The organism is Clostridium sp. DL1XJH146 (assembly GCF_054819755.1).
The window spans coordinates 87,872-107,472 of record NZ_JBTVVN010000007.1 but is presented as its reverse complement, the minus strand read 5'-3'; the positions used below and the strand labels follow the sequence as shown (position 1 = coordinate 107,472).

21 protein-coding genes are annotated in these 19,601 nt (G+C 29.0%); 4 read left to right on the top strand and 17 right to left on the bottom strand.

Annotated elements, in window-relative coordinates; genetic code table 11:
• Window positions 1-760: 760 nt before the first annotated feature.
• Entirely contained in the window at window positions 761-1,891 is a 1,131-nt protein-coding gene (locus ACVHXK_RS05410) for an amidohydrolase (RefSeq protein WP_461205347.1), read from the top strand.
• Between the two features lie 283 nt (window positions 1,892-2,174).
• Complete coding sequence (locus tag ACVHXK_RS05405; RefSeq protein ID WP_461205346.1) at window positions 2,175-2,390, top strand: hypothetical protein; 216 nt, start codon at window positions 2,175-2,177, stop codon at window positions 2,388-2,390.
• 165 nt (window positions 2,391-2,555) lie between these two features.
• Here ACVHXK_RS05405 and ACVHXK_RS05400 read toward each other — a convergent pair whose 3' ends face one another.
• The 11 genes from ACVHXK_RS05400 to ACVHXK_RS05350 form a co-directional block, all read right to left on the bottom strand.
• Window positions 2,556-2,888, bottom strand: a complete 333-nt coding sequence (locus ACVHXK_RS05400; RefSeq protein WP_461205345.1) for a rubredoxin-like domain-containing protein — start codon at window positions 2,886-2,888, stop codon at window positions 2,556-2,558.
• 72 nt (window positions 2,889-2,960) lie between these two features.
• Window positions 2,961-3,545 carry a rubrerythrin gene (rbr, locus tag ACVHXK_RS05395; protein WP_461205344.1) on the bottom strand — a complete coding sequence of 195 codons (585 nt, stop codon included), beginning with the start codon at window positions 3,543-3,545 and terminating at the stop codon, window positions 2,961-2,963.
• Between the two features lie 366 nt (window positions 3,546-3,911).
• Window positions 3,912-5,003 (bottom strand): glycerol dehydrogenase, encoded by a 1,092-nt coding sequence (locus tag ACVHXK_RS05390; protein WP_461205343.1) that lies wholly within the window; start codon window positions 5,001-5,003, stop codon window positions 3,912-3,914.
• 157 nt (window positions 5,004-5,160) lie between these two features.
• A complete protein-coding gene (locus tag ACVHXK_RS05385; protein ID WP_461205342.1) occupies window positions 5,161-5,904 on the bottom strand; it encodes a VCBS repeat-containing protein in 744 nt (247 codons plus the stop codon).
• Between the two features lie 135 nt (window positions 5,905-6,039).
• Window positions 6,040-6,240, bottom strand: a complete 201-nt coding sequence (locus tag ACVHXK_RS05380) for a PAS domain-containing protein (RefSeq protein WP_461205341.1) — start codon at window positions 6,238-6,240, stop codon at window positions 6,040-6,042.
• Window positions 6,241-6,563: 323 nt separating this feature from the next.
• Window positions 6,564-7,184 (bottom strand): flavodoxin family protein, encoded by a 621-nt coding sequence (locus ACVHXK_RS05375; protein ID WP_461205340.1) that lies wholly within the window; start codon window positions 7,182-7,184, stop codon window positions 6,564-6,566.
• A gap of 92 nt (window positions 7,185-7,276) precedes the next feature.
• On the bottom strand, window positions 7,277-7,693 hold the full coding sequence (locus ACVHXK_RS05370) for an acyl-CoA thioesterase (RefSeq protein WP_461205339.1): 417 nt from the start codon (window positions 7,691-7,693) through the stop codon (window positions 7,277-7,279).
• 54 nt (window positions 7,694-7,747) lie between these two features.
• Entirely contained in the window at window positions 7,748-8,494 is a 747-nt protein-coding gene (locus tag ACVHXK_RS05365) for a hypothetical protein (protein WP_461205338.1), read from the bottom strand.
• A 23-nt stretch (window positions 8,495-8,517) separates the two neighbouring features.
• Window positions 8,518-9,216, bottom strand: coding sequence for an ABC transporter ATP-binding protein (locus ACVHXK_RS05360; RefSeq protein ID WP_461205337.1), 699 nt, complete (start codon window positions 9,214-9,216; stop codon window positions 8,518-8,520).
• Between the two features lie 114 nt (window positions 9,217-9,330).
• Window positions 9,331-9,693, bottom strand: coding sequence for a GntR family transcriptional regulator (locus ACVHXK_RS05355; protein ID WP_461205336.1), 363 nt, complete (start codon window positions 9,691-9,693; stop codon window positions 9,331-9,333).
• 302 nt (window positions 9,694-9,995) lie between these two features.
• On the bottom strand, window positions 9,996-11,033 hold the full coding sequence (locus tag ACVHXK_RS05350; RefSeq protein ID WP_461205335.1) for a M42 family metallopeptidase: 1,038 nt from the start codon (window positions 11,031-11,033) through the stop codon (window positions 9,996-9,998).
• A 224-nt stretch (window positions 11,034-11,257) separates the two neighbouring features.
• Between ACVHXK_RS05350 and ACVHXK_RS05345 the strand changes: the two genes are divergently transcribed.
• A complete protein-coding gene (locus ACVHXK_RS05345; RefSeq protein ID WP_461205334.1) occupies window positions 11,258-12,589 on the top strand; it encodes an MATE family efflux transporter in 1,332 nt (443 codons plus the stop codon).
• Window positions 12,590-12,755: 166 nt separating this feature from the next.
• Here the strand turns inward: ACVHXK_RS05345 and ACVHXK_RS05340 are convergent, their stop codons facing one another.
• From ACVHXK_RS05340 to ACVHXK_RS05325, 4 genes are all read right to left on the bottom strand, one after another.
• Entirely contained in the window at window positions 12,756-13,340 is a 585-nt protein-coding gene (locus ACVHXK_RS05340) for a TlpA family protein disulfide reductase (protein WP_461205333.1), read from the bottom strand.
• A 102-nt stretch (window positions 13,341-13,442) separates the two neighbouring features.
• Window positions 13,443-14,138, bottom strand: coding sequence for a cytochrome c biogenesis CcdA family protein (locus tag ACVHXK_RS05335; protein WP_461205332.1), 696 nt, complete (start codon window positions 14,136-14,138; stop codon window positions 13,443-13,445).
• A 226-nt stretch (window positions 14,139-14,364) separates the two neighbouring features.
• Entirely contained in the window at window positions 14,365-15,354 is a 990-nt protein-coding gene (mgrA, locus tag ACVHXK_RS05330; protein ID WP_461205331.1) for an L-glyceraldehyde 3-phosphate reductase, read from the bottom strand.
• Between the two features lie 223 nt (window positions 15,355-15,577).
• Entirely contained in the window at window positions 15,578-17,026 is a 1,449-nt protein-coding gene (locus ACVHXK_RS05325; protein ID WP_461205330.1) for an aldehyde dehydrogenase family protein, read from the bottom strand.
• Window positions 17,027-17,228: 202 nt separating this feature from the next.
• Between ACVHXK_RS05325 and ACVHXK_RS05320 the strand changes: the two genes are divergently transcribed.
• Window positions 17,229-17,837 carry a GntR family transcriptional regulator gene (locus tag ACVHXK_RS05320; RefSeq protein ID WP_461205329.1) on the top strand — a complete coding sequence of 203 codons (609 nt, stop codon included), beginning with the start codon at window positions 17,229-17,231 and terminating at the stop codon, window positions 17,835-17,837.
• 86 nt (window positions 17,838-17,923) lie between these two features.
• On the opposite strand, the gene epsC is transcribed toward ACVHXK_RS05320, so the two are convergent.
• Entirely contained in the window at window positions 17,924-18,616 is a 693-nt protein-coding gene (gene epsC, locus ACVHXK_RS05315; protein ID WP_461205328.1) for a serine O-acetyltransferase EpsC, read from the bottom strand.
• 470 nt (window positions 18,617-19,086) lie between these two features.
• Window positions 19,087-19,284, bottom strand: a complete 198-nt coding sequence (locus ACVHXK_RS05310) for a cold shock domain-containing protein (RefSeq protein WP_461205327.1) — start codon at window positions 19,282-19,284, stop codon at window positions 19,087-19,089.
• Window positions 19,285-19,601 lie beyond the last annotated feature (317 nt).

Sequence of the window (19,601 nt, the reverse complement as noted above, 5' to 3'; positions counted from 1 at the left end):
TGATTTCCTACATTTACTTTATCTAAATCATCTATATCCCTTTTTTCATGTGGATTTTTAAAATTTGGCACAAATTTATCTATAAGACCAATTAATGCAATCCCTCCAAAAAAAGCTATAGTAGTGACCCAATAGCCTTTTGTATCTCCATAAACCTCTCCTAAGACAACCCTTGCTTCCACAAATATCTCAACAAAAGAAACATAAATCATAACACATGCTGAAAAACCTAAAGCAACTGATAAAACCCTTTTATTTGTCCGTTTTGTGAAAAAAGCCAATGCACTACCAATTCCAGTAGATAAACCTGCAAGTAAAGTTAATCCAAATGCAAACATAACCGTATTAATATCCAAAAATCTTCTTACTCTCATATAGCAATGATTTCTATAAGCATAATTATTATTATTTAAATTTTATATTATTTTATGATTTTTTCTAGTTTTCTTGCTTTTTATTTTTAAATCTATAGGACTAAAACTCTTTATTAAATATATCAAAGAATTTCTTCTTTAATAACACCTAATATCCCTCTTTTCTTTTTAAGTGTATTACTATTTTCATTTTTATTATAAAGTTATATGCCAATATATACAATAGACATTACTAATATATCTATATAAATAAAAAACATAATAAAAAAAAATTATACTTTATATGCCTACTATGATAAACTTATACAATAAAGTAATTTTGATAAATATCATTAATAATTAAGTAATTAAATAATTAAATACAATAAAAGAAAGGATGCTTGTTATTGGAAAAGGAAATTTTTAATACCGTAATAGATTTAAGACACTGTCTTCATTCAAATGCAGAATTATCAGGAAAAGAAATCAAAACTATGAAAATACTTAAAAATTTTATAGAAAAAAACACTTCTTTTAAAATTTTTCACAATGCAAATGACCCTTATTTCTTTGCTTCTTTAGTAAACGGAAAAAATTTACCAACCATAGCTTTCAGAGCTGATATGGATGCAATACCAATAAATGAAAATGATAATTTATCTTACAAATCTAAAAATAAAGGAATTTCTCATAAATGTGGACATGACGGTCACTGTGCAACTTTAGCAGCTTTGGCTCTTATGTTAGAAAAACAGCCTATAAAAAATAAAAATATTATTATTCTATTTCAACATTCTGAAGAAATAGGTGCTGGCGCAAAAGAGATTTGTAACGCTAACTTCATAAAGAATAATAATGTATCAAGCATTTATTCATTTCACAATATACCAGGCCATGAAAAAGGAGAAATCTTAGTATACCCTGAAGTTTTTGCTTGCGCCTCAAAAGGAATGAAGATAAAGTTAATTGGAAAACCATCTCACGCTGCTTATCCTGAAAAAGGTGTTAACCCAAGTAATGCAATTTCAGAAATTGTGAAATTTTTAAATTCTCTTCACATTATAAACAGTTTCAAAGGAATGGTATTATCTACAATTGTATATATTTTTGCAGGTGAAAAAGCTTTTGGTACATCAGCTGCTAATGGTGAACTATGGATAACTCTAAGAGCTGAAAATGAAGATGAACTTCTGTTAGCACAAGAACAAATAGAATCTTTTGTACAACAAAATTCTTTAGATAATAATTTAGCTTTCTCAATAAGTTATTCAGATGAATTTCCAGAAACTCGAAATTCATCTGAATATAGTAACAACATCTTAAATGTTGCTACTTCATTGTCAATTAAAACTAAGATATTATCTAATCCAAACAGATGGTCAGAAGACTTTGGGTACTATCTTAAAGAAACTAAAGGCGCTATGTTTGGTATTGGCGCTGGGAAAAAACACCCCCAGCTACACACGGAAAACTATGATTTTCCTGATGAAATAATAAAAATAGGAGCAAATATTATGTACAAGTTGCTTGAAAAATAATTTTATGATTTATTGAATATGTTTTTTATAAATACAAATACTATATCTAATAAAATTGATTTGAATAAAACAAATCATTTTATTAGTTTTTTTAATTAAGTAAAACAAATTAGTTTTAGATATTTCAAAAACAACGTAATATAAAGATAGGAGTATAAAAAAGCTTGTTAATCGTTATTATTTTAACAATTAAACATTTACATGACCCTTTAATGAGTTTGTTTTAACCACATAATACATTTATACTTAGAATATAATAAATATAAAAAAGGAGCTGTTAATTATGAAATTAGATAAAAGAAAAGTAGAAATGTTCCAAAACTATGTTGAAAAATCATTAGTTGAAAAATTTGGTTATACAACAGAGGTTGCTAAAACTCAAATGGGAAACTACAACTTAGAAAAAGCTTTAACACAAAATAGTGCAGCAATCTTGTATTTTGATGCAGAATACTGGGCTGGTCAAGTAAAACTAAACAACGGAAAATTTAATAACTAGTACTGCTAATAGATTTAAAATAATTAAGTCAAGTTTAGAGACTATGAGATAACTTGATATTAATTTTTTTTATTAAGAAAGAAGGGACAACCCTCACGTTGAAAGTCACCCCATTTCAATTTCATAAGTTAAAACTAATAATTTGTTTTAGTTTTTAAAATTATCTTACCATTTACCCTTCTTAACATGACTCTCTAATTCTGCTTTTGAGCATTGTTTGATTTGCCAAGCTAATTTTTTCGAAATATTGAAAGCTCTAACACAAGTTGGATCTAATTTATCTTCAATACCTTCTTCACATAAATCAACAATTCTAGATGCTAATTGGATTACTTCCATATGAATATCATTTGTAAAATCAGAATTGTATATTTTTCCCTTAGCCTCTTCATCTAACTCTACCATTTTTTCTGCTGGTGCTCCACAAATCGGACACTTATCATATACTTCTTCACCTTCGTAAGTATAATTACAAACTGTACATTTAAAAGTTTTCATTTTTATTCCTCCCAAATAATATATTATTGACTTTACATCCCTTTGTATATAAATCTATTTTAATTCTAAAATCTAAAAATTATCACATAATACTTCAAAATATGCTTGAGGATGAGCACATGCTGGACATACACCAGGAGCTTTTTTACCTTTGTGGATAAATCCACAATTTCCACATTTCCACTCAATCTCTTCTTCTTTTTCAAATACTTTATTATTTTCAACGTTGTCTAATAAAGATCTGTATCTTTCTTCATGATGCTTTTCAACTGAAGCAATACTTCTATATACTGCTGCAATTTCTTTGAAGCCTTCTTCATCTGCTATTTTAGCAAATTCAGGATACAACTCATCCCACTCTTCCTTCTCACCATTTGCGGCAGCTAATAAGTTTAACTTTGTATCTCCTAAAGCTACTGGGTAACTAGCGGTTATTTCCAATGCTTCAAGCGAAAAATCTTCTTTTAGAAATTTAAAAAATCTTTCTGCATGCTCTTTTTCATTATCTGCTGTTTCTTCAAATATATTCGAAATCTGAACATATCCTTCCTTTTTAGCTACTGATGCATAAAAAGTATACCTATTTCTAGCTTGTGATTCACCTGCAAAAGATTTAAGTAAATTTTCTGCTGTTTTACTCCCTTTCAAAGATTGCATTTTCATTCCTCCTCATCCATATTTTTTTTATTATACTATACATATTCTACGTTTTTATTACAATTCCTTTTAATAATTTTATTAAATTAAAATATAAATTAAATCCCATAGTATTGACTCAATATCAAAAGATACAATATTGCCTACCTTTTATTTAGAGTATCCAGTACAACTAACTTTTATAACTAAAAAATATTTTTTTAAATAAAAAATTCATATTTAAAAAGTTTACATCCTAAATTTTACATATTTTGAATTTATATTTATAAAACAAATAAACATACAAAATATCTTTTTCTAGCTATCTTGTATGTTTTTGATTTTTTTTAATTCAAACTTTAAATACTAATTTCTTAAATAATTCTACTATTTATATAGTTTTCCAAATGCATCTGCTGCAAGTATTGCTGCATAAACATCTTCAGTTGTTACCTCAAAAGGCATATTAAAAATTGTTTCTCCTTCTGCACAAGAAGCCTCTGCTACTTTGTATATATTTTCTCTTGAAACTTCTTTCACTCCCATTTCTTCTAATGTTACAGGAAGTCCAACTTCTAAACAGAATGATACAACCTCTTCTATTTCCTGAACAGGAGCATTTTCTAAAAATAATTGTGTTATAGTTCCAAAGGCAACTTTTTCACCATGATATAAGTGGTGACAATCATTTAATACTGTAAATCCATTATGAATAGCATGTGCCCCCGCAAGTCCAGCACTCTCAAAGCCAATACCGCTAAGATATGTATTTGCCTCAATAACATTTTGTACTGCTTTAGTACATGCTTTATTTTCAGCTGCAAGTTTTGCTTTTAATCCATCTTCAAGCAATGTTTCATAACACAACTTTGCAAGCGCAAAGGCAGCTTTAGTAGATTTTCCACCTGGTAAATTCCCAGCATTAGAAGCTAAACAAGCTCTTGCTTCAAAATATGTCGCAAGTGCATCGCCCATTCCTGATATTAATAACCTAGAAGGTGCTTTTGATATTACTTCCTCATCCATTAAAACAACCTCTGGGTTTTTTGGTAGTACTAAATACTCTGAGAAAACTCCTTCATCCGTATAAATAACTGATAACGCACTACATGGAGCATCTGTTGATGCTATTGTTGGTATTATTACTACAGGCATTTTCTCATAATAAGCAACAGCTTTAGCAGTATCTAAAATTTTACCTCCACCAACTCCAACAATTACATTTATATTATTATCTCTACACACTCTACTTAATCTATCAATTTCTTTTTTTGAACATTCACCATTAAATACTTCAAATTTAACCATGCAATCACTATCTTTAAAACTATTCTTTAAAGCTTCACCACTTCTTTTAATTCCACTTTCACTAATCAAAAAAAGAAAGGAATTTCCTAAATTTTCCACATGTTCTTTCAGTCTTTTTAATTCTCCATATCCTTGAACGTACTTGTTTGGTGCAATTATTACTTTTGCCATATATAAAACCTCCATGTATAATTATTAACATTCTTTGTTAATATTATATCATACTTTCGCGTTTTTTTCTCTTTTTTACTACTATTTTTGTGATTTTTTATTTCAAAAATAAAAAGAGTGCATTACTACACTCTATTTATTCTAAAATGCTCTCGGTTCAAAACTCAATTCCGTAAATTGAAACCTGTTCAAAAAAAGAAGAAAATTTATCATCTGTCCATTGTAATGCATTATTAATTATCCCCAAAGAATCTGCATTATACTTACCAATAATTCTTCTATAAGTTAATAATTCATGTATCTCGTCACCATTATAATCTACAGGATACAACCCACTAATTGGTACAACATAACCATTTAAAGGTTTTTTTAACATTCCATCTTTATCATATATTTCATCTAAATACTCTTTCCCTTTATATTTAATATCAATTATATATTTTTTATCAATTGTTCCATTTGCTACTTCAACTTTGTAACAATTTTGATATATAACATTATAATTATATTCATCATCAAACTTCTCATAATCAAATATCTTTCTAACTTTTCCATCTATAAATGAGAAAATATAGTAAAAACTCATACCACCGCTTCCACCAGAAAAAATACTTATCAAAATTTCGTCTACTCCACTACCAGTAAACTGCCCTAAAAAAAGCCTAGGATCGTAACCTGCATTACTTTTAAAAGGTATACTAGTCAAGGTATAATCAGCTCCGTTAATAATTACTAAATTAATATTTTCAGTAAAATTAGATCCTTCTCCAAAATTCTTTTCTCCAACTAAGTAGACATTGTCATAAATACCATCACCAGTTACATCTCCATACTTAAAATCTAAAATTATTTCATTATCATCCAAATCAAATCTCCATAAATCATTTTGATATAAAAGCATAACCTACTCCTATTAAATTATTATAATAACATAATATGCAGCATGCAAATATACTCTACAAATGTCCTTTATATTCTTTCTTTGGTTCAACAATCTATCTCAATTTTAAGGGTATACATCCTAGAAATTCAAAGATTAAATTGTTTTATTGTTAAAAATGTCAAATTTAAACATCTCTTCATAAGAGTAACCATAGAAGTTACAAGTTGATAAATTGCAATCTACAATTCTAAATGTTTCTGAGTTTAGTAGAATCATTATTTCTTGATTGTTTTTGAACAAACTCTTATAAAAAATTTCATTATTTTCAATCATTATATTCTTATTATTTTTCAATGATTTTCTCCTAACTATAAGTCCTTGCTTAGATAAATAACTTTCTTGATTTTCGAAGAAATCACTCTATACTCCTATATGCTATCTAGTAAAAATACATAAATATACAATTTTATATATTTGATTAAATTATACTATAAACATATAATAAATTCTATAATTACATAATACAACTTGTTAATTTTACTATAATTTGCATGTTATCTTTGTCGAAAGAAAGAGATTCTCTCTTAATCTACACTCACTCAATTAAAATTATCAAAATCATTTTTATACGCTTTTAATTTCATCATCATTATATGTATTTTCATCCCCTTTGAATCTCATCTTACTATATCTGCTTTAACTTTTTCTTTCAATAACAAAGTCTTAGCCAATTTTTCACCTGCTTTTATTGAATGATCAATATTAATTTTGTATTTTAACACATCTCCCTTGTTAAAAGCACCTAGTATCTTTACTTTATCTATAACTCTATACCCTAACGCTTCCATTGTCATATTTAAAGTATCTGAGGTAAAACCCATGTCCTTTTCATCATGCTGCTCGCAAACAGCAATAGTGGCAGCATATTTTATGCTAGTTGCTTCATTTAATGACATCCATACTGACCTATCATCTTCTGAAAATATCTCATAACAATACATTCTATCTAAAAAGGCTTTCATCTTTGCCGTTACATTATAAAAATACGTAGGAGAACCTATTACAATTGCATCTGATTTTTCTATCAAAGGATATATCTTTTGCATATCATCCTTAATAACACATTTATAAGTATCCCTGCATCCTTCGCACCCTATACAATCCCCATAATCATAGTCTCCTAAAAATATAATTTCAGTTTCGATACCATAGCTCTCAATAGCCCCCAAAGCCTCTTTAACCATAAGAGCAGTATTCCCTGCTTTTCTATTACTCCCAACTATACCTAGTACCTTCATTAAAATAGACCTCCGTTTTTTAGTTCACAGTTATTAATTATTAATTCTTAATTCTTAGTAATTATTGAAAGCTTCAAAACCACAGCCTGTTATTAAAGTAATTTTTGCACCCTATCCCAAATTTCGGGTTTAGTTTTCTTCAGATTAATTATTTTGAAAGTTTCACTATCAACAAATGTCTGCACTGTACTTCCTTTAACTACAAGATTATCATTTTTTTCTTTTCTAACAACGTAATTTATTATAGCCTTTACTGGTGTTATCTTTTCTAGAAAGGTATCCATTACTAACATATCATTGTACTCTGCACCTTCGTAATATTTACAATGAGTTTCAATTAGCGGCATCATAACTCCCGCATCTTCTAGCCCTTTATACGTTATGCCTGTGTATGCAATTAAATCCTCTCTTCCTTCTTCAAAATAAATATAATAATTAGAATGATATACAATTCCCATCTTATCTGTTTCTGCATATCTAACTTTTATTTCGGTAACACTAGTATACATTTTTTACCTCCAAGCTTCAGTTTGTAAATTCAGTTATTATGCCATAGAATTTATTTAAATATTCACTTCATTATCTAAGAGGTAAGAGACACCAAAGAACATTGCAATTATAAGAACTATATTGAATACTAATACTCCAATATTTAGTGTTGATGCCCCATCAAAGGCTAAATTGACTGAATTCGTTATTGTATCATAATCAAAAGTATTTGATAAATTAACATCTAAAAATTCCAGCTTATAAATTAGTCCTCTAATATAATTAAGACCAATACTTAAAGCAATGAAAATTATAACCCCAACAAATCCACCGATTTTGCCATTTATTGCAGAAATCTTAGTAACTGAAATAACTAAATACACTAATAATATAGTACATAGATTACCAACAAAAGTATCTACTATAATCATTAGTACACTTACATCTAATAATTGAAAGTTATTCAAAAATGTTTTATTAGAAGGGCTAATTGCTGCAAAGAATATAAGTAAAATAGTAGCACCATAACTAACTATAAAAGCCGCTAATATTTTTGAAACAAGTATTTTCTTTGTTGATACCGGCAAAGTAAAGGTAAGATACCCAGAATTTGAATAAAGCTCATTTTTAAAAGAGTTAAATATATCTATATAGATTACTACAGTTACTACAATAAAAACTAAAGATAACAGAAGATTATATGTTATCGCCGTATCACTATAAAAAATTAATAATATCAAACATAGTATTATACCCGCAAATATTACGGGAAAAGACTTTCTGTAATTTCCTCTTAATTCGTATTTTAATAATTTACCCATTGATTATCACTCCTCACACTAATCTACTCTGCAAATATATCTCTGAAAATTTCATCTATTGACATTTTGTTTTCAAGTCTTATATCTTCAGCATTGCCCTGTTTAACAATTCTACCTTCTTTAATAAATAACACATCATCAAATAATTTTTCAATATCCCTAACTAAATGTGTTGTAATTAACATAGACCCTTCCCCAGAGAAGTTTTCAATTATTGCATTGAGTATTTTTTCTCTTGCAACAGGATCAACCCCTGCAATAGGCTCATCTAAAACATATAATTTTGCATTTCTCGACAATACTAAGGTTAAATGTAATTTTTCTAACATACCCTTTGATAACGTCTTAATTTTTTGGTTATTATCCAATTTCATAAGTGAAAGTAGCTTTTCACATTTTTCTTCGTCAAAATCATCATAAAAATCAATAAAAAATTGTATCGCATCTTTAATTTTCATCCATTTATACAAAAAATCTTTATCTGGAAGATAAGAAACCAAAGCTTTTGTTTCAACCCCCACAATAGTACCATCTACAATAATTTCACCACTATTTTTCTTTAATAATCCAACAGCCATCTTAATAAAAGTAGTCTTACCACTACCGTTAGGCCCAAGCAATCCTACTATTTTACCATTGTCTATAGAAAAGGATACATTATTTATAGCATTTTTATTTCCGTATCTTTTATTAAGATTCTTAACTTCTAATGCTTTTGTCATTAAAACTCCTCCTAATTTTTTACGCTTATACAAATCTATATTCTCTAATTACATTAAATTTAGTGTTTACATGTCGTTATATATACTTTCTATACAACTATAACTATTTTTTAACTACTGGCTTATTTTTTCAGAAATCATATTAGCTATTTCTTCTTTATTAAAAGCCATTTGTAACATTTGATCTATAAAATCATTAACTAAACTATTTGCCATATCTTTCTTCAATTTTTGAATCCTATCATCATCTGTAGTTACATACTTTCCTTTTCCTCTTTCTGTATAAATCATTTTTTCTCTTTCAAGTTCACCATAAGCTCTTTGTATTGTATTAGGATTTACTTTTATTTCAGTAGCAAATTCTCTTACAGACATAAGCTTTTCTCCCATCTTTAACTCTCCAGATATAATTTGTTTTTTAATACATTGTACTATTTGAACATAAATAGGTGATCTATCATTGAATTCTATTCTCATTCATTCACCTCCCTTTATTTAAAATTAAAAAGAATACTGTATTAATTACATAGTACAGTATTCCGATATTATTGTCAATAAATTATATAAAACAAAAAAATTATAGTATTTGAACAAAAATAAAATCCCAAGATTACTAGCAAAACTTGCAAACATACAGATTTTTCTTAGAAATATTGTTTTTTCTCATCCCTAATTTTGCATGTGTTCTCTATTAACAAACCGCTACTATATGTAATTAAAGTTGAAGTCGCAATTAGTATTGCATATTTAGGATTCCACTCATATAAAAATATACATTGCTAATTACAATAATACCCTATTAACAACTCAATAGTATTTAAAATTCCATCAATATGGGTTCTCTCCATACCATGAGATGCATGAACCCCAGGTCCAATCAATGCTCCCTTAATATTATTTCCACCTCTTAGAGCTGCTGAAACATCGGAACCGTAATGTGGATAAATATCTACCGCATAATCAATTTTGTTCACTCTAGATAACAAAACAAGCTTTGATACAATATCATAGTCATAAGGTCCAGATGAATCCTTTGCGCAAATAGAAACCTGCCTTTCGCTGCAATTTAGATCCTCTCCCATAGCTCCCATATCTACTGCTAATAATTCATCAATATCATCTGGTATATAAGCCGCTCCATGTCCAACCTCTTCATAAACAGAAATCACTATTTTTATTGTATTTTTAGGTTTAATATTTTCTCTATGTAAATATTCCATCATTCCAAAGATCGCAGCAACTCCAGCTTTATCATCTAGATGTCTTGACTTAACAAAGCCATTATCTAAAATATTAGTCCTTGGATCAAAAGAAACAAAATCTCCAACTTCTATTCCTAAAGCTTTTACGTCCTCAATATTTTCTACAATTTCATCTATCCTAATTTCCATGTTTTCTTCTTTTCTTTCCTGCTTTCTTGCATCATCATAGACATGCACTGAAGGTTGTGTAGTTAAAACAGTTCCACTATACTCTTTTCCTTCTCTTGTATGTATAGTACAGTACTCGCCTTCCACTGTACTCATCATGTATCCACCTATACTTGTAAATCTAATATTACCATCCTTTTTAACAGACCTAACCATTGCTCCTAAGGTGTCCACGTGTGCTGAAAGTCCTACCACGCAATCGCTATTATCACCATCAATTGTTATAACACCGCAACCTTTATTAGTTAAATAAAATTGAAATCCTAACTCATTTGTATAGTTTTCAATTTTTCTCATTACTTTATGGCAAAATCCACTTGGACTAGGTGTATTTAAAATATCCTCAAGTAACTTAATCACATAATCTTTATTAATTTTTTCACTCATATCATATCACCCTTAATATTATTTTATTTTACACTATATATTCTACTATAAATATTATCTTTGTAACAACTCACAAAAATTAATATACTATCTTATTTATTTTCTTATTGTATTGACTAAATTAAATATAAGTTACATACTTATTAAAGTTATAAAAAATAAAAGCTATCTTAGATAGAGATACTTTTATAATAATAATAATATTATTAAGTAGAGGTTTTATTATGGAAAATAAAAGAAAAACTTTATTACAACTAGCCGCACCTATCTTTGTTGAAATGCTTCTATTTATGCTTCTTGGTACTGCTGATATATTTATGTTAAGTCATTTTAATGATAAAGCTGCTGGAGCTGTTGGTGCTTCTAATCAATTAATAAACAATTTAAATCTAATATTTGCAATAATATCTGCTGGTACTGCAGTACTAGTGGCTCAAAATTTTGGAGCAAATAAAAAAGAAGAAATTGAAAGAGTTAGCGCTGTTTCTATTACAACTAATCTTATTTTAGGAATAATAATAAGTATATCAATGGTATTTTTGGGGGAACCCATTTTAGAATTAATGGGAGTTACTTCTGATTTAATGATTTATGCATCTGATTATATAAAAATTGTTGGAGGAGCTCTATTTCTTCAATCAGTTCTTAATACTGTTGCAGTAATCGCTAGAAGTCACGGTTTTACCAAAGAAAGTATGTATATAACTATGGGAATGAATATTGTTAATATCCTTGGAGATGCTATTTTTATATTCGGATTATTCGGAGCACCTATCCTTGGAGCTAAGGGTGTTGCTATTGCTACAACCTTTAGTCGATTTTGTGCTACTATTGTTGCCTTAATATTTTTATTTAAAAAAGTTCTTCCTATATCAATTTTCAGTCACTTAAAAGATAAACCAATGAATTCCTTGAAAAAACTTATAAAAATAGGTTTCCCTTCTGCTATGGAAAACATGAACTACAGTGTAGCTCAAACTGTACTAATGTCAATAATTCTAGTAAATATGGGCGAAATATCCTATATAACTAGAACTTATGTATGGACTTTCTGTTGGTTTGCTATGCTTTTTTCTATAGCAATTGGTCAAGCAACTCAAATTATGATTGGCCAAGCTGTTGGTGCAAAAGAACTTGATAAAGCTTACCAAATCGGACTAAAAAACTTTAAAATTTCAGTAATATTCGCAACTATTGGTGGATTACTATTATTTTTCTTTGGAAAATCCTTTATGGGTTTATATACAGATAATACAGAAATTATAGCACTCGGTGCAGCAACCCTAACAGTAGATGCCTTTTTAGAGCCAGGCAGGACCTTCAACATAGTTCTTATTAACGGATTAAGAGGAGCTGGTGATGTCATCTTCCCAGTTGTGATGGCTATGATTCTTATGTGGAGTGTAGCTGTTGCTGGTGGTTATTTCTTTGGTGTTATCTTGGGTTTTGGTTTGCCTGGAATATGGATAGGATTATTACTGGATGAATGGCTGCGTGGACTTGCTATGTACTTTAGATGGAAAAGTAAAAAATGGATGAATAAAGGACTTGTTTAATACATAGAGTGTAAAAAATAATAAGATCATCATAAATTGCAAATTGCACATTATAAATCATAATAGACCGATAAAAAAGGTACAGCCAATATATAGGTTGTACCTTTTTTTATTTTACTTAATGTTTCACTATTTACAATTCACTCTACTCAAAAGAATATCATTACTATTCCTTTATTTGAGCTAATATACCATTCATCTGCTCATAAGTCATCATTCCTTGGACTCTTCCAAGAAACAATCCTTCTTTATCAATAAAATAAGAAGTAGGAAAAGCTGCAACTAGATAATCATTGGATACTGTGCCCTTATCATCAAGTAATGTTGTAAAAGTATATCCTCCATCATTTACAAATTTTTCAGCTTCTGCATGGCTTTCCTTAACATTTACTGCTAATACAACAATATCTTCGTTCTCATTATTAAATTTTTCTAAATCAGGCATTTCTTCAACACAAAAATGACACCAGGTTGCCCAAAAGTTAATCAATACATATTTGCCTTTATAGTCACTCAAAGAAACATCATTTCCCTCTAAATCAGTAAGTGTAAAATCTGGAGACTCTTTCCCTACTTCAAGGGCAAAATTCTCATCATCTGCATTTACATCTTCATCTACTTGCTCAGTATTAGTATCTCCATTACCTGTAATGCTTTTTAAAAAATCATCTGGAGAATCTACCAACTTTACATATAATAGTCCACCAATTATAACAATACCAATTATTAACCCTATTATTGTTTTCTTCATATAGAGCCCTCCTTTTTACTAATTTTTCTAAACTATTAATATTCATATTCATATAAACACTCATTGTAAGGTTAAATTCTAACCTATCTTACATAATAGACACTAAGAAAAAAAACCACTAATAACACTAATTTTATCAAAGAACATTATCACTCCAAATATAATCAATACAACTCCACTAATTTTAGGTAAATACTCTAAATAACCACTGAATTTTTTCATTACATTTCTAAAAGAGCCTATAAAAACAGCAGTTAAAATAAATGGAATAGCCATTCCTAAGGAATAAACAAGAAGTAAAATTACACCTCTCATAACAGTACCTGCAGCACTAGCATATATTAATATGGAACCTAAAACAGGACCAAAACAAGGAGTCCAACCTGCTGCAAAAGCCATTCCCATTAAGATCGAACTAAACCAATTTGTCACTTTAGAAGGGGCTGATAATTTCTTTTCCATTTGCAGAAAATTAATTTTTAGTACACCTAACATATTCAAACCAAATACTATTATTATAATTCCACTTATTTTAGAAAATATTTCTCTATTCCTTATAAATATCTTTCCTAAAAAAGAAGCAGAAGTTCCCATAATCATAAATATAATAGTGAATCCAATAACAAAGCCTATTGTTCTTGTTATTGCCAGTAATCTTTTCTTTGAAAGTTCACTTTCAACACTAGTACCCGTTATATACATTATATAAACCGGAATAAGTGGCAATACACAAGGTGAAAAAAATGATAAAAATCCAGCTCCAAGTGCAAGTAATAAAGAAACATTTTGTATAGCCATACTATCTCCTCCTTTTCTTACATAATAATCATAAGTAAGAATCAAAAATTACCTCTACTCTTCTTAAGTAGTATTAACTATATTATACATCAAATCCCAAATACCCGCTAGGGGTATTTGGGATAAATATTATTTTCCTTCTATAAATACTATAACTTCTATGTAAAAACAATAAAAACATATGAAACTTCTTTGATTATTCAATTCAAAGAAGTCTCATATGTTATTAAGATAATATATTTTCTATCATTTCTAATTCATCTTGGCTAAATCCTAAATTATTTATTGTAGCTACACTATCTTCTATTTGACTAACTTTGCTTGCCCCAATCAATACTGAAGTTACTGCTTTATGTCTCAGCACCCATGCTAACGCCATTTGAGCCATAGTTTGATTTCTAGTGACAGCTATATCATTTAATTTTTTAACTTTTTCAACTACTTCCTCTGTTATATCCTCTCTTTTTAAAAACACACTATTACTTGCAGCTCTAGAATCTTTTGGAATACCATTTAAATATTTATTAGTAAGAATTCCTTTAGCTAAAGGAGAAAAAGTAATACAACCAACTTCCTCTGTTTCTAGCAAATCTAAGAGTCCATCTTCAACCCATCTATCGAACATTGAATATCTTGGTTGATGAATTAAACAAGGTGTGCCCAATTCTTTCAATATCTTAATAGCCTCTCTAGCTTCAATAGGACTATAATTAGACAATCCTACATATAGTGCTTTCCCTTGTCTTACTATTAAGTCTAAGGCTGCCATAGTCTCTTCTATCGGTGTCTCTGGGTCTGGTCTATGATGATAAAAAATATCAACATAATCTAAAGTCAAGCGTTTAAGACTTTGGTCTAAACTTGAAACTAAATATTTTTTTGAACCCCAATCTCCATAAGGCCCAGGCCACATATTATACCCTGCTTTAGAAGAAATAATCATTTCATCTCTATGTGCCCCAAAATCAGCTTTAAGTATTCGTCCAAAATTCTCTTCTGCAGACCCTGGAGGTGGTCCGTAATTATTTGCAAGATCGAAATGTGTGATCCCAAGGTCAAAAGCTCTTCTTATCATTTTACGACTATTATCATATAGTGTTTCATCACCGAAATTATGCCAAAGTCCTAAGGAAATCGCTGGTAACTTTAATCCACTCTTCCCACATCTATTATATTGCATAGAATTATATCGATTTTCTTTTGCTATATACGACATTTTATCCCTCCTATAATTTTATCTATTAATTTACACTACCATATTTTACTTTCGTATTCAAATAATCTTTACTCTTTATTCAATCAATTATTTTCAAAAAACAAGCTAAAGAAATTTTAATTTTCTTCAGCTTGTTTTTGATTCTTTTATTATTTTTAAAACAAATTATAATTAATATAAATGTAAAAATATACTTTAAAAACGACTTTTATCGTATTTGTATCTATTCATTATAATTCATATATATAGTTTTTTTCTGTAGATAGCCTTGTAATCCATGTTTTCCATCTTCTCCACCAATACCACTTTGTTTAAATCCATTATGGAAAGCATTAACTAATTCACCATTTCTCCTATTTACATATACTTCACCAAATTCTAATTCATCCGAAGCTCTCATTATCTTTCTTACATCATTTGTAAATAGATATGCTGAGAGGCCATATTTTGAATCATTGGCGTATTTTAATGCTTCATCAAAATCTTTCACCTTCATAGCAGCTACAATAGGACCAAACGTTTCTTCCTGAACTATTTCCATATCATTCGTTACATTTGTTATAACCGTTGGTTGAAACCAATATCCCTTACTATATATACCTTCAGTAAGTTTGTTGCCGCCTAATTCAATTTTCGCGCCTTCTTTTTTAGCTCCTTCAACAAGCATTACCAGTTTTTCTACTTCTCTTCCATTAACTTTTGGACCTATGTCAGTATTCTCATTCATAGGGTCGCCAACTTTTAGTTCTTTAACCTTTGCAATAAATCTATCCATGAATTCATCATATATTTTTTCGTGAATATACATCCTTTCATTACATGTACAAACTTGTCCTCCATTTTCAAATGCTGAAAGAACTGCAATATGTACAACCTTATCTATATCAACATCATCCATAACAATAAATGGAGCCTTACCACCTAATTCTAAACTTAAAACCGCTAGATTTTCTGAAGCAGATTTATATAATATTTTGCCTATTTCTGTACTCCCTGTTAATGAAACCATTTTAGTTCTTTGATTTCTTACAAGCTCATCACCTACTACTCCACCTAATCCTGTAATAATATTTACAACCCCGCTAGGAAACCCAACTTTTTCTATAAGTTTACCCAATTCTAGTATTGCAAGTGGTGTATCTAAAGGGGGCATAAGTACCATTGTATTTCCACAAACTAGTGAATTACCTAATTTTCTGGCAGCAAGAGCCAATGGGAAATTCCATGTTGCAAGTCCTACTGTTACACCATAAGGAACCCTTTGAATCCAAACCTGCTCTTTTTTCATTTCACTCGTCCTAATTTCTCCTTCGATTCTTCTTGCTGATTCTGCAGCATAATTAAAGAATAATACGGCAGCATCAACTTCTCCTAAAGCTTCTTTATATGTTTTGCCTTGTTCTTCTGTCAATAATAATGCAAAACGTACTTTTTCTTTTTTTAATTCGGATGCTAGTTTTTTTATAAATTCAGCTCTCATTTGTGCTGGTAAAGCTGCCCATTTTTTTTGTGCCTTTTCAGAAATTTCAAGAGCATTTGCTGCATCTTCTCTTGTCCCAAGAGGAATTTGCGCAATTATTTCTTCATTAAACGGATTTATAACATTTATATTTTCTCCATTTTGAGAATCTATCCAATTATTATCGATAAACATCTTATAATTTTTAATCATATAGTAACACCCTTTCATAAATTCTTTCAATCATAGATTATACTGAATACGTTTAAATTATTAATAATACAATTATATTTTATCTTACATATTGTATATTGTCAACAATATACTGTATTCAATATAACTATTCCCTTGACATTTTTTACACATATGATATTATTATTATTAAGAAAATATAATTAAAGGGAAGATTATAATTATGCCTAACAAACAAATATTCTATACGATTTCAGACCAAATCGTTGACAAAATAAGAAAAGAAATAATTTTTGGAAAATTACAAGAAGGTGCTCCTCTAAGAGAACAAGATCTTTCTGACAAATATAGTGTTAGCAGAGGGCCTATAAGAGATGCACTAAAAATTCTTTCAAAAGAAGGTCTTCTAACTTTAACGCCTAACGTAGGAGTTAAAGTAGCTCCTAGACCAGCACCTGAATCACACGCATTCATAATTAAAATCAGAAAAGAAATAGAAACTTTTGTTATAGAAAAAGAATTTGATAATTTTACTGAAGATGATTTTAACGAAATGAATAGAATATTAAAAAGATTCCAAGTTGCTTGCGAAGCAAATAATTTATATTCAGTATTTGATTTAGACATTCAATTTCATAGCCTTATAGTAAGTAAATATGCTGATAATCATATACTTCAGCTTTGGTTATCTGCATTAAATAGAACTATGTTTACTTATGGCAGACTTAAAAACCTTATGGATAGTTATTACGAACATGAAAGTATATTAAATGCTTTTAAAGAAGGAAATAAAAAACTAGTCATTGATTTATTAAACCAAAACATTCAATAACACTTTTAAAAATATCTACATATATTTAAAGCACTATGTCAAAGGCATAGTGCTTTATTGTAGTGCATAGAACTGCTTTTAATAAATTATTTTATTATTGGTGATGGTTGAGAAGTATAAACTGTAGAGTTCTGCGGTACAGAATGTGTTAGCCACACATTACCCCCAATAGTAGAGTTATTACCAATAACTGTGTCCCCACCTAAAATTGTGGCTCCTGCATAAATAACTACATTATCTCCAATATCCGGATGTCTTTTTATTCCTTTTATCGGATTACCATCTTTATCCAAAGGAAAACTTTTAGCTCCTAAAGTAACCCCTTGATATATTTTTACATTTTTGCCTATCGTACACGTCTCTCCAATTACAACCCCTGTTCCATGATCAATAAAAAAGCTTTCTTCTATTTTTGCACCAGGATGAATATCTATGCCAGTATTTTGATGCGCAATTTCTGACATAAGCCTAGGTATCAATGGTATTTCAAGTTGGTATAAAAGATGAGCTAATCTGTGTATACTTATAGCTTCAACAGAGGGATAACTTAATAGAATTTCTTCTTTTGAAATAGCTGCCGGGTCTCCATTATATGCTGCTTCAATATCCGTATGAAGTATCTCCCTAATATCAGGCAAACTATCTAATACCTTAATGACAGTATCATTTGCCTTATCTCTACATTTAGTACATCCCTCTATATGATTTTCTTTATCCTTGCAAAAATTCATTAGTGCCGTTTCTAATAGTTCATTTAAATCTAGTGCCGCTATTCTCATATGGTTTCCTATAATAGTATTAACATGAGATTCATTAATAGGATACTTTTCATACACACCTGGGAAAAGAGCAGAACGCAAATTATAAATAATACGTTTAGTTGTTTCTTTTCCAGCTAGACCAATTGTTTTTTCTTTAAAAAAATATTTTTCATTAAGTTCCTCTAGATTTGTTGCTAATATAGGTAATTCATTATTTAACCATTTATTAAGTTTAATAGTAACCCACCTCCTAATTATATAAATAATGATATAACATCATTGTAATGATTAATTTTCTATCTTTCAACATAAAGATTATAAAATACTTTTATTATTCTACTATTTCTTGTATTCAATATTTATTTAGTATATATGTAACTCTAGCTCAAAGCCTATTGTTTAAACATCTCTCTTCTAATTTTAATAATTATCTCCAAAAAAAAATAAAAGCCTGAAGAATTCTTCAGGTTTTTATCAATATAACAAAACTAGATAGTTGTTATTTTTTCTGCTTGAGGTCCTTTAGGTCCTTCAACGATATCAAAAGACACTTTTTCGCCTTCTTCTAAAGTTTTAAATCCTTCTTTGTTAATTTGAGAAAAATGAGCGAATACGTCATTTCCTTCCTCTGTAGTGATAAATCCAAATCCTTTTTCTGCGTTAAACCATTTAACTGTTCCTGTCATAGTTTCTTACCTCCGAAATTTTTATTCCTTTAATTCTTTGATAAAATAAATCACTAATAAAAATATCGAAATCTATGTATCTAAGTTATTCTTAACAATATATACAATTCGAAATTTAAACTGCTAATAAATTATTTACTTCTGAATCAAGGTTCTACCTTAGTATACACTATATTTAAAATATCGCAAGGGTTTTTTTTGTTTTATTTCATCATTTTATTTTTTTCATCCAATAACTATTGTAAAACATTCCTTTTTAAGATTGTAAAAAAAACTCTGCAACCAGCTATCTATATAGCTTTATGTCACTACATATA

Excerpts from the sequence above, each read along its gene's own strand:
- ACVHXK_RS05405 (WP_461205346.1), top strand. The coding sequence starts at position 2,175 with ATGAAATTAGATAAAAGAAAAGTAGAAATGTTCCAAAACTATGTTGAA.
- ACVHXK_RS05400 (WP_461205345.1), bottom strand. The coding sequence starts at position 2,888 with ATGAAAACTTTTAAATGTACAGTTTGTAATTATACTTACGAAGGTGAA.
- rbr (WP_461205344.1), bottom strand. The coding sequence starts at position 3,545 with ATGCAATCTTTGAAAGGGAGTAAAACAGCAGAAAATTTACTTAAATCT.
- ACVHXK_RS05390 (WP_461205343.1), bottom strand. The coding sequence starts at position 5,003 with ATGGCAAAAGTAATAATTGCACCAAACAAGTACGTTCAAGGATATGGA.
- ACVHXK_RS05385 (WP_461205342.1), bottom strand. The coding sequence starts at position 5,904 with ATGCTTTTATATCAAAATGATTTATGGAGATTTGATTTGGATGATAAT.
- ACVHXK_RS05375 (WP_461205340.1), bottom strand. The coding sequence starts at position 7,184 with ATGAAGGTACTAGGTATAGTTGGGAGTAATAGAAAAGCAGGGAATACT.
- ACVHXK_RS05370 (WP_461205339.1), bottom strand. The coding sequence starts at position 7,693 with ATGTATACTAGTGTTACCGAAATAAAAGTTAGATATGCAGAAACAGAT.
- ACVHXK_RS05365 (WP_461205338.1), bottom strand. The coding sequence starts at position 8,494 with ATGGGTAAATTATTAAAATACGAATTAAGAGGAAATTACAGAAAGTCT.
- ACVHXK_RS05360 (WP_461205337.1), bottom strand. The coding sequence starts at position 9,216 with ATGACAAAAGCATTAGAAGTTAAGAATCTTAATAAAAGATACGGAAAT.
- ACVHXK_RS05355 (WP_461205336.1), bottom strand. The coding sequence starts at position 9,693 with ATGAGAATAGAATTCAATGATAGATCACCTATTTATGTTCAAATAGTA.
- ACVHXK_RS05350 (WP_461205335.1), bottom strand. The coding sequence starts at position 11,033 with ATGAGTGAAAAAATTAATAAAGATTATGTGATTAAGTTACTTGAGGAT.
- ACVHXK_RS05345 (WP_461205334.1), top strand. The coding sequence starts at position 11,258 with ATGGAAAATAAAAGAAAAACTTTATTACAACTAGCCGCACCTATCTTT.
- ACVHXK_RS05340 (WP_461205333.1), bottom strand. The coding sequence starts at position 13,340 with ATGAAGAAAACAATAATAGGGTTAATAATTGGTATTGTTATAATTGGT.
- ACVHXK_RS05335 (WP_461205332.1), bottom strand. The coding sequence starts at position 14,138 with ATGGCTATACAAAATGTTTCTTTATTACTTGCACTTGGAGCTGGATTT.
- mgrA (WP_461205331.1), bottom strand. The coding sequence starts at position 15,354 with ATGTCGTATATAGCAAAAGAAAATCGATATAATTCTATGCAATATAAT.
- ACVHXK_RS05325 (WP_461205330.1), bottom strand. The coding sequence starts at position 17,026 with ATGATTAAAAATTATAAGATGTTTATCGATAATAATTGGATAGATTCT.
- ACVHXK_RS05320 (WP_461205329.1), top strand. The coding sequence starts at position 17,229 with ATGCCTAACAAACAAATATTCTATACGATTTCAGACCAAATCGTTGAC.
- epsC (WP_461205328.1), bottom strand. The coding sequence starts at position 18,616 with ATGAGAATAGCGGCACTAGATTTAAATGAACTATTAGAAACGGCACTA.
- ACVHXK_RS05310 (WP_461205327.1), bottom strand. The coding sequence starts at position 19,284 with ATGACAGGAACAGTTAAATGGTTTAACGCAGAAAAAGGATTTGGATTT.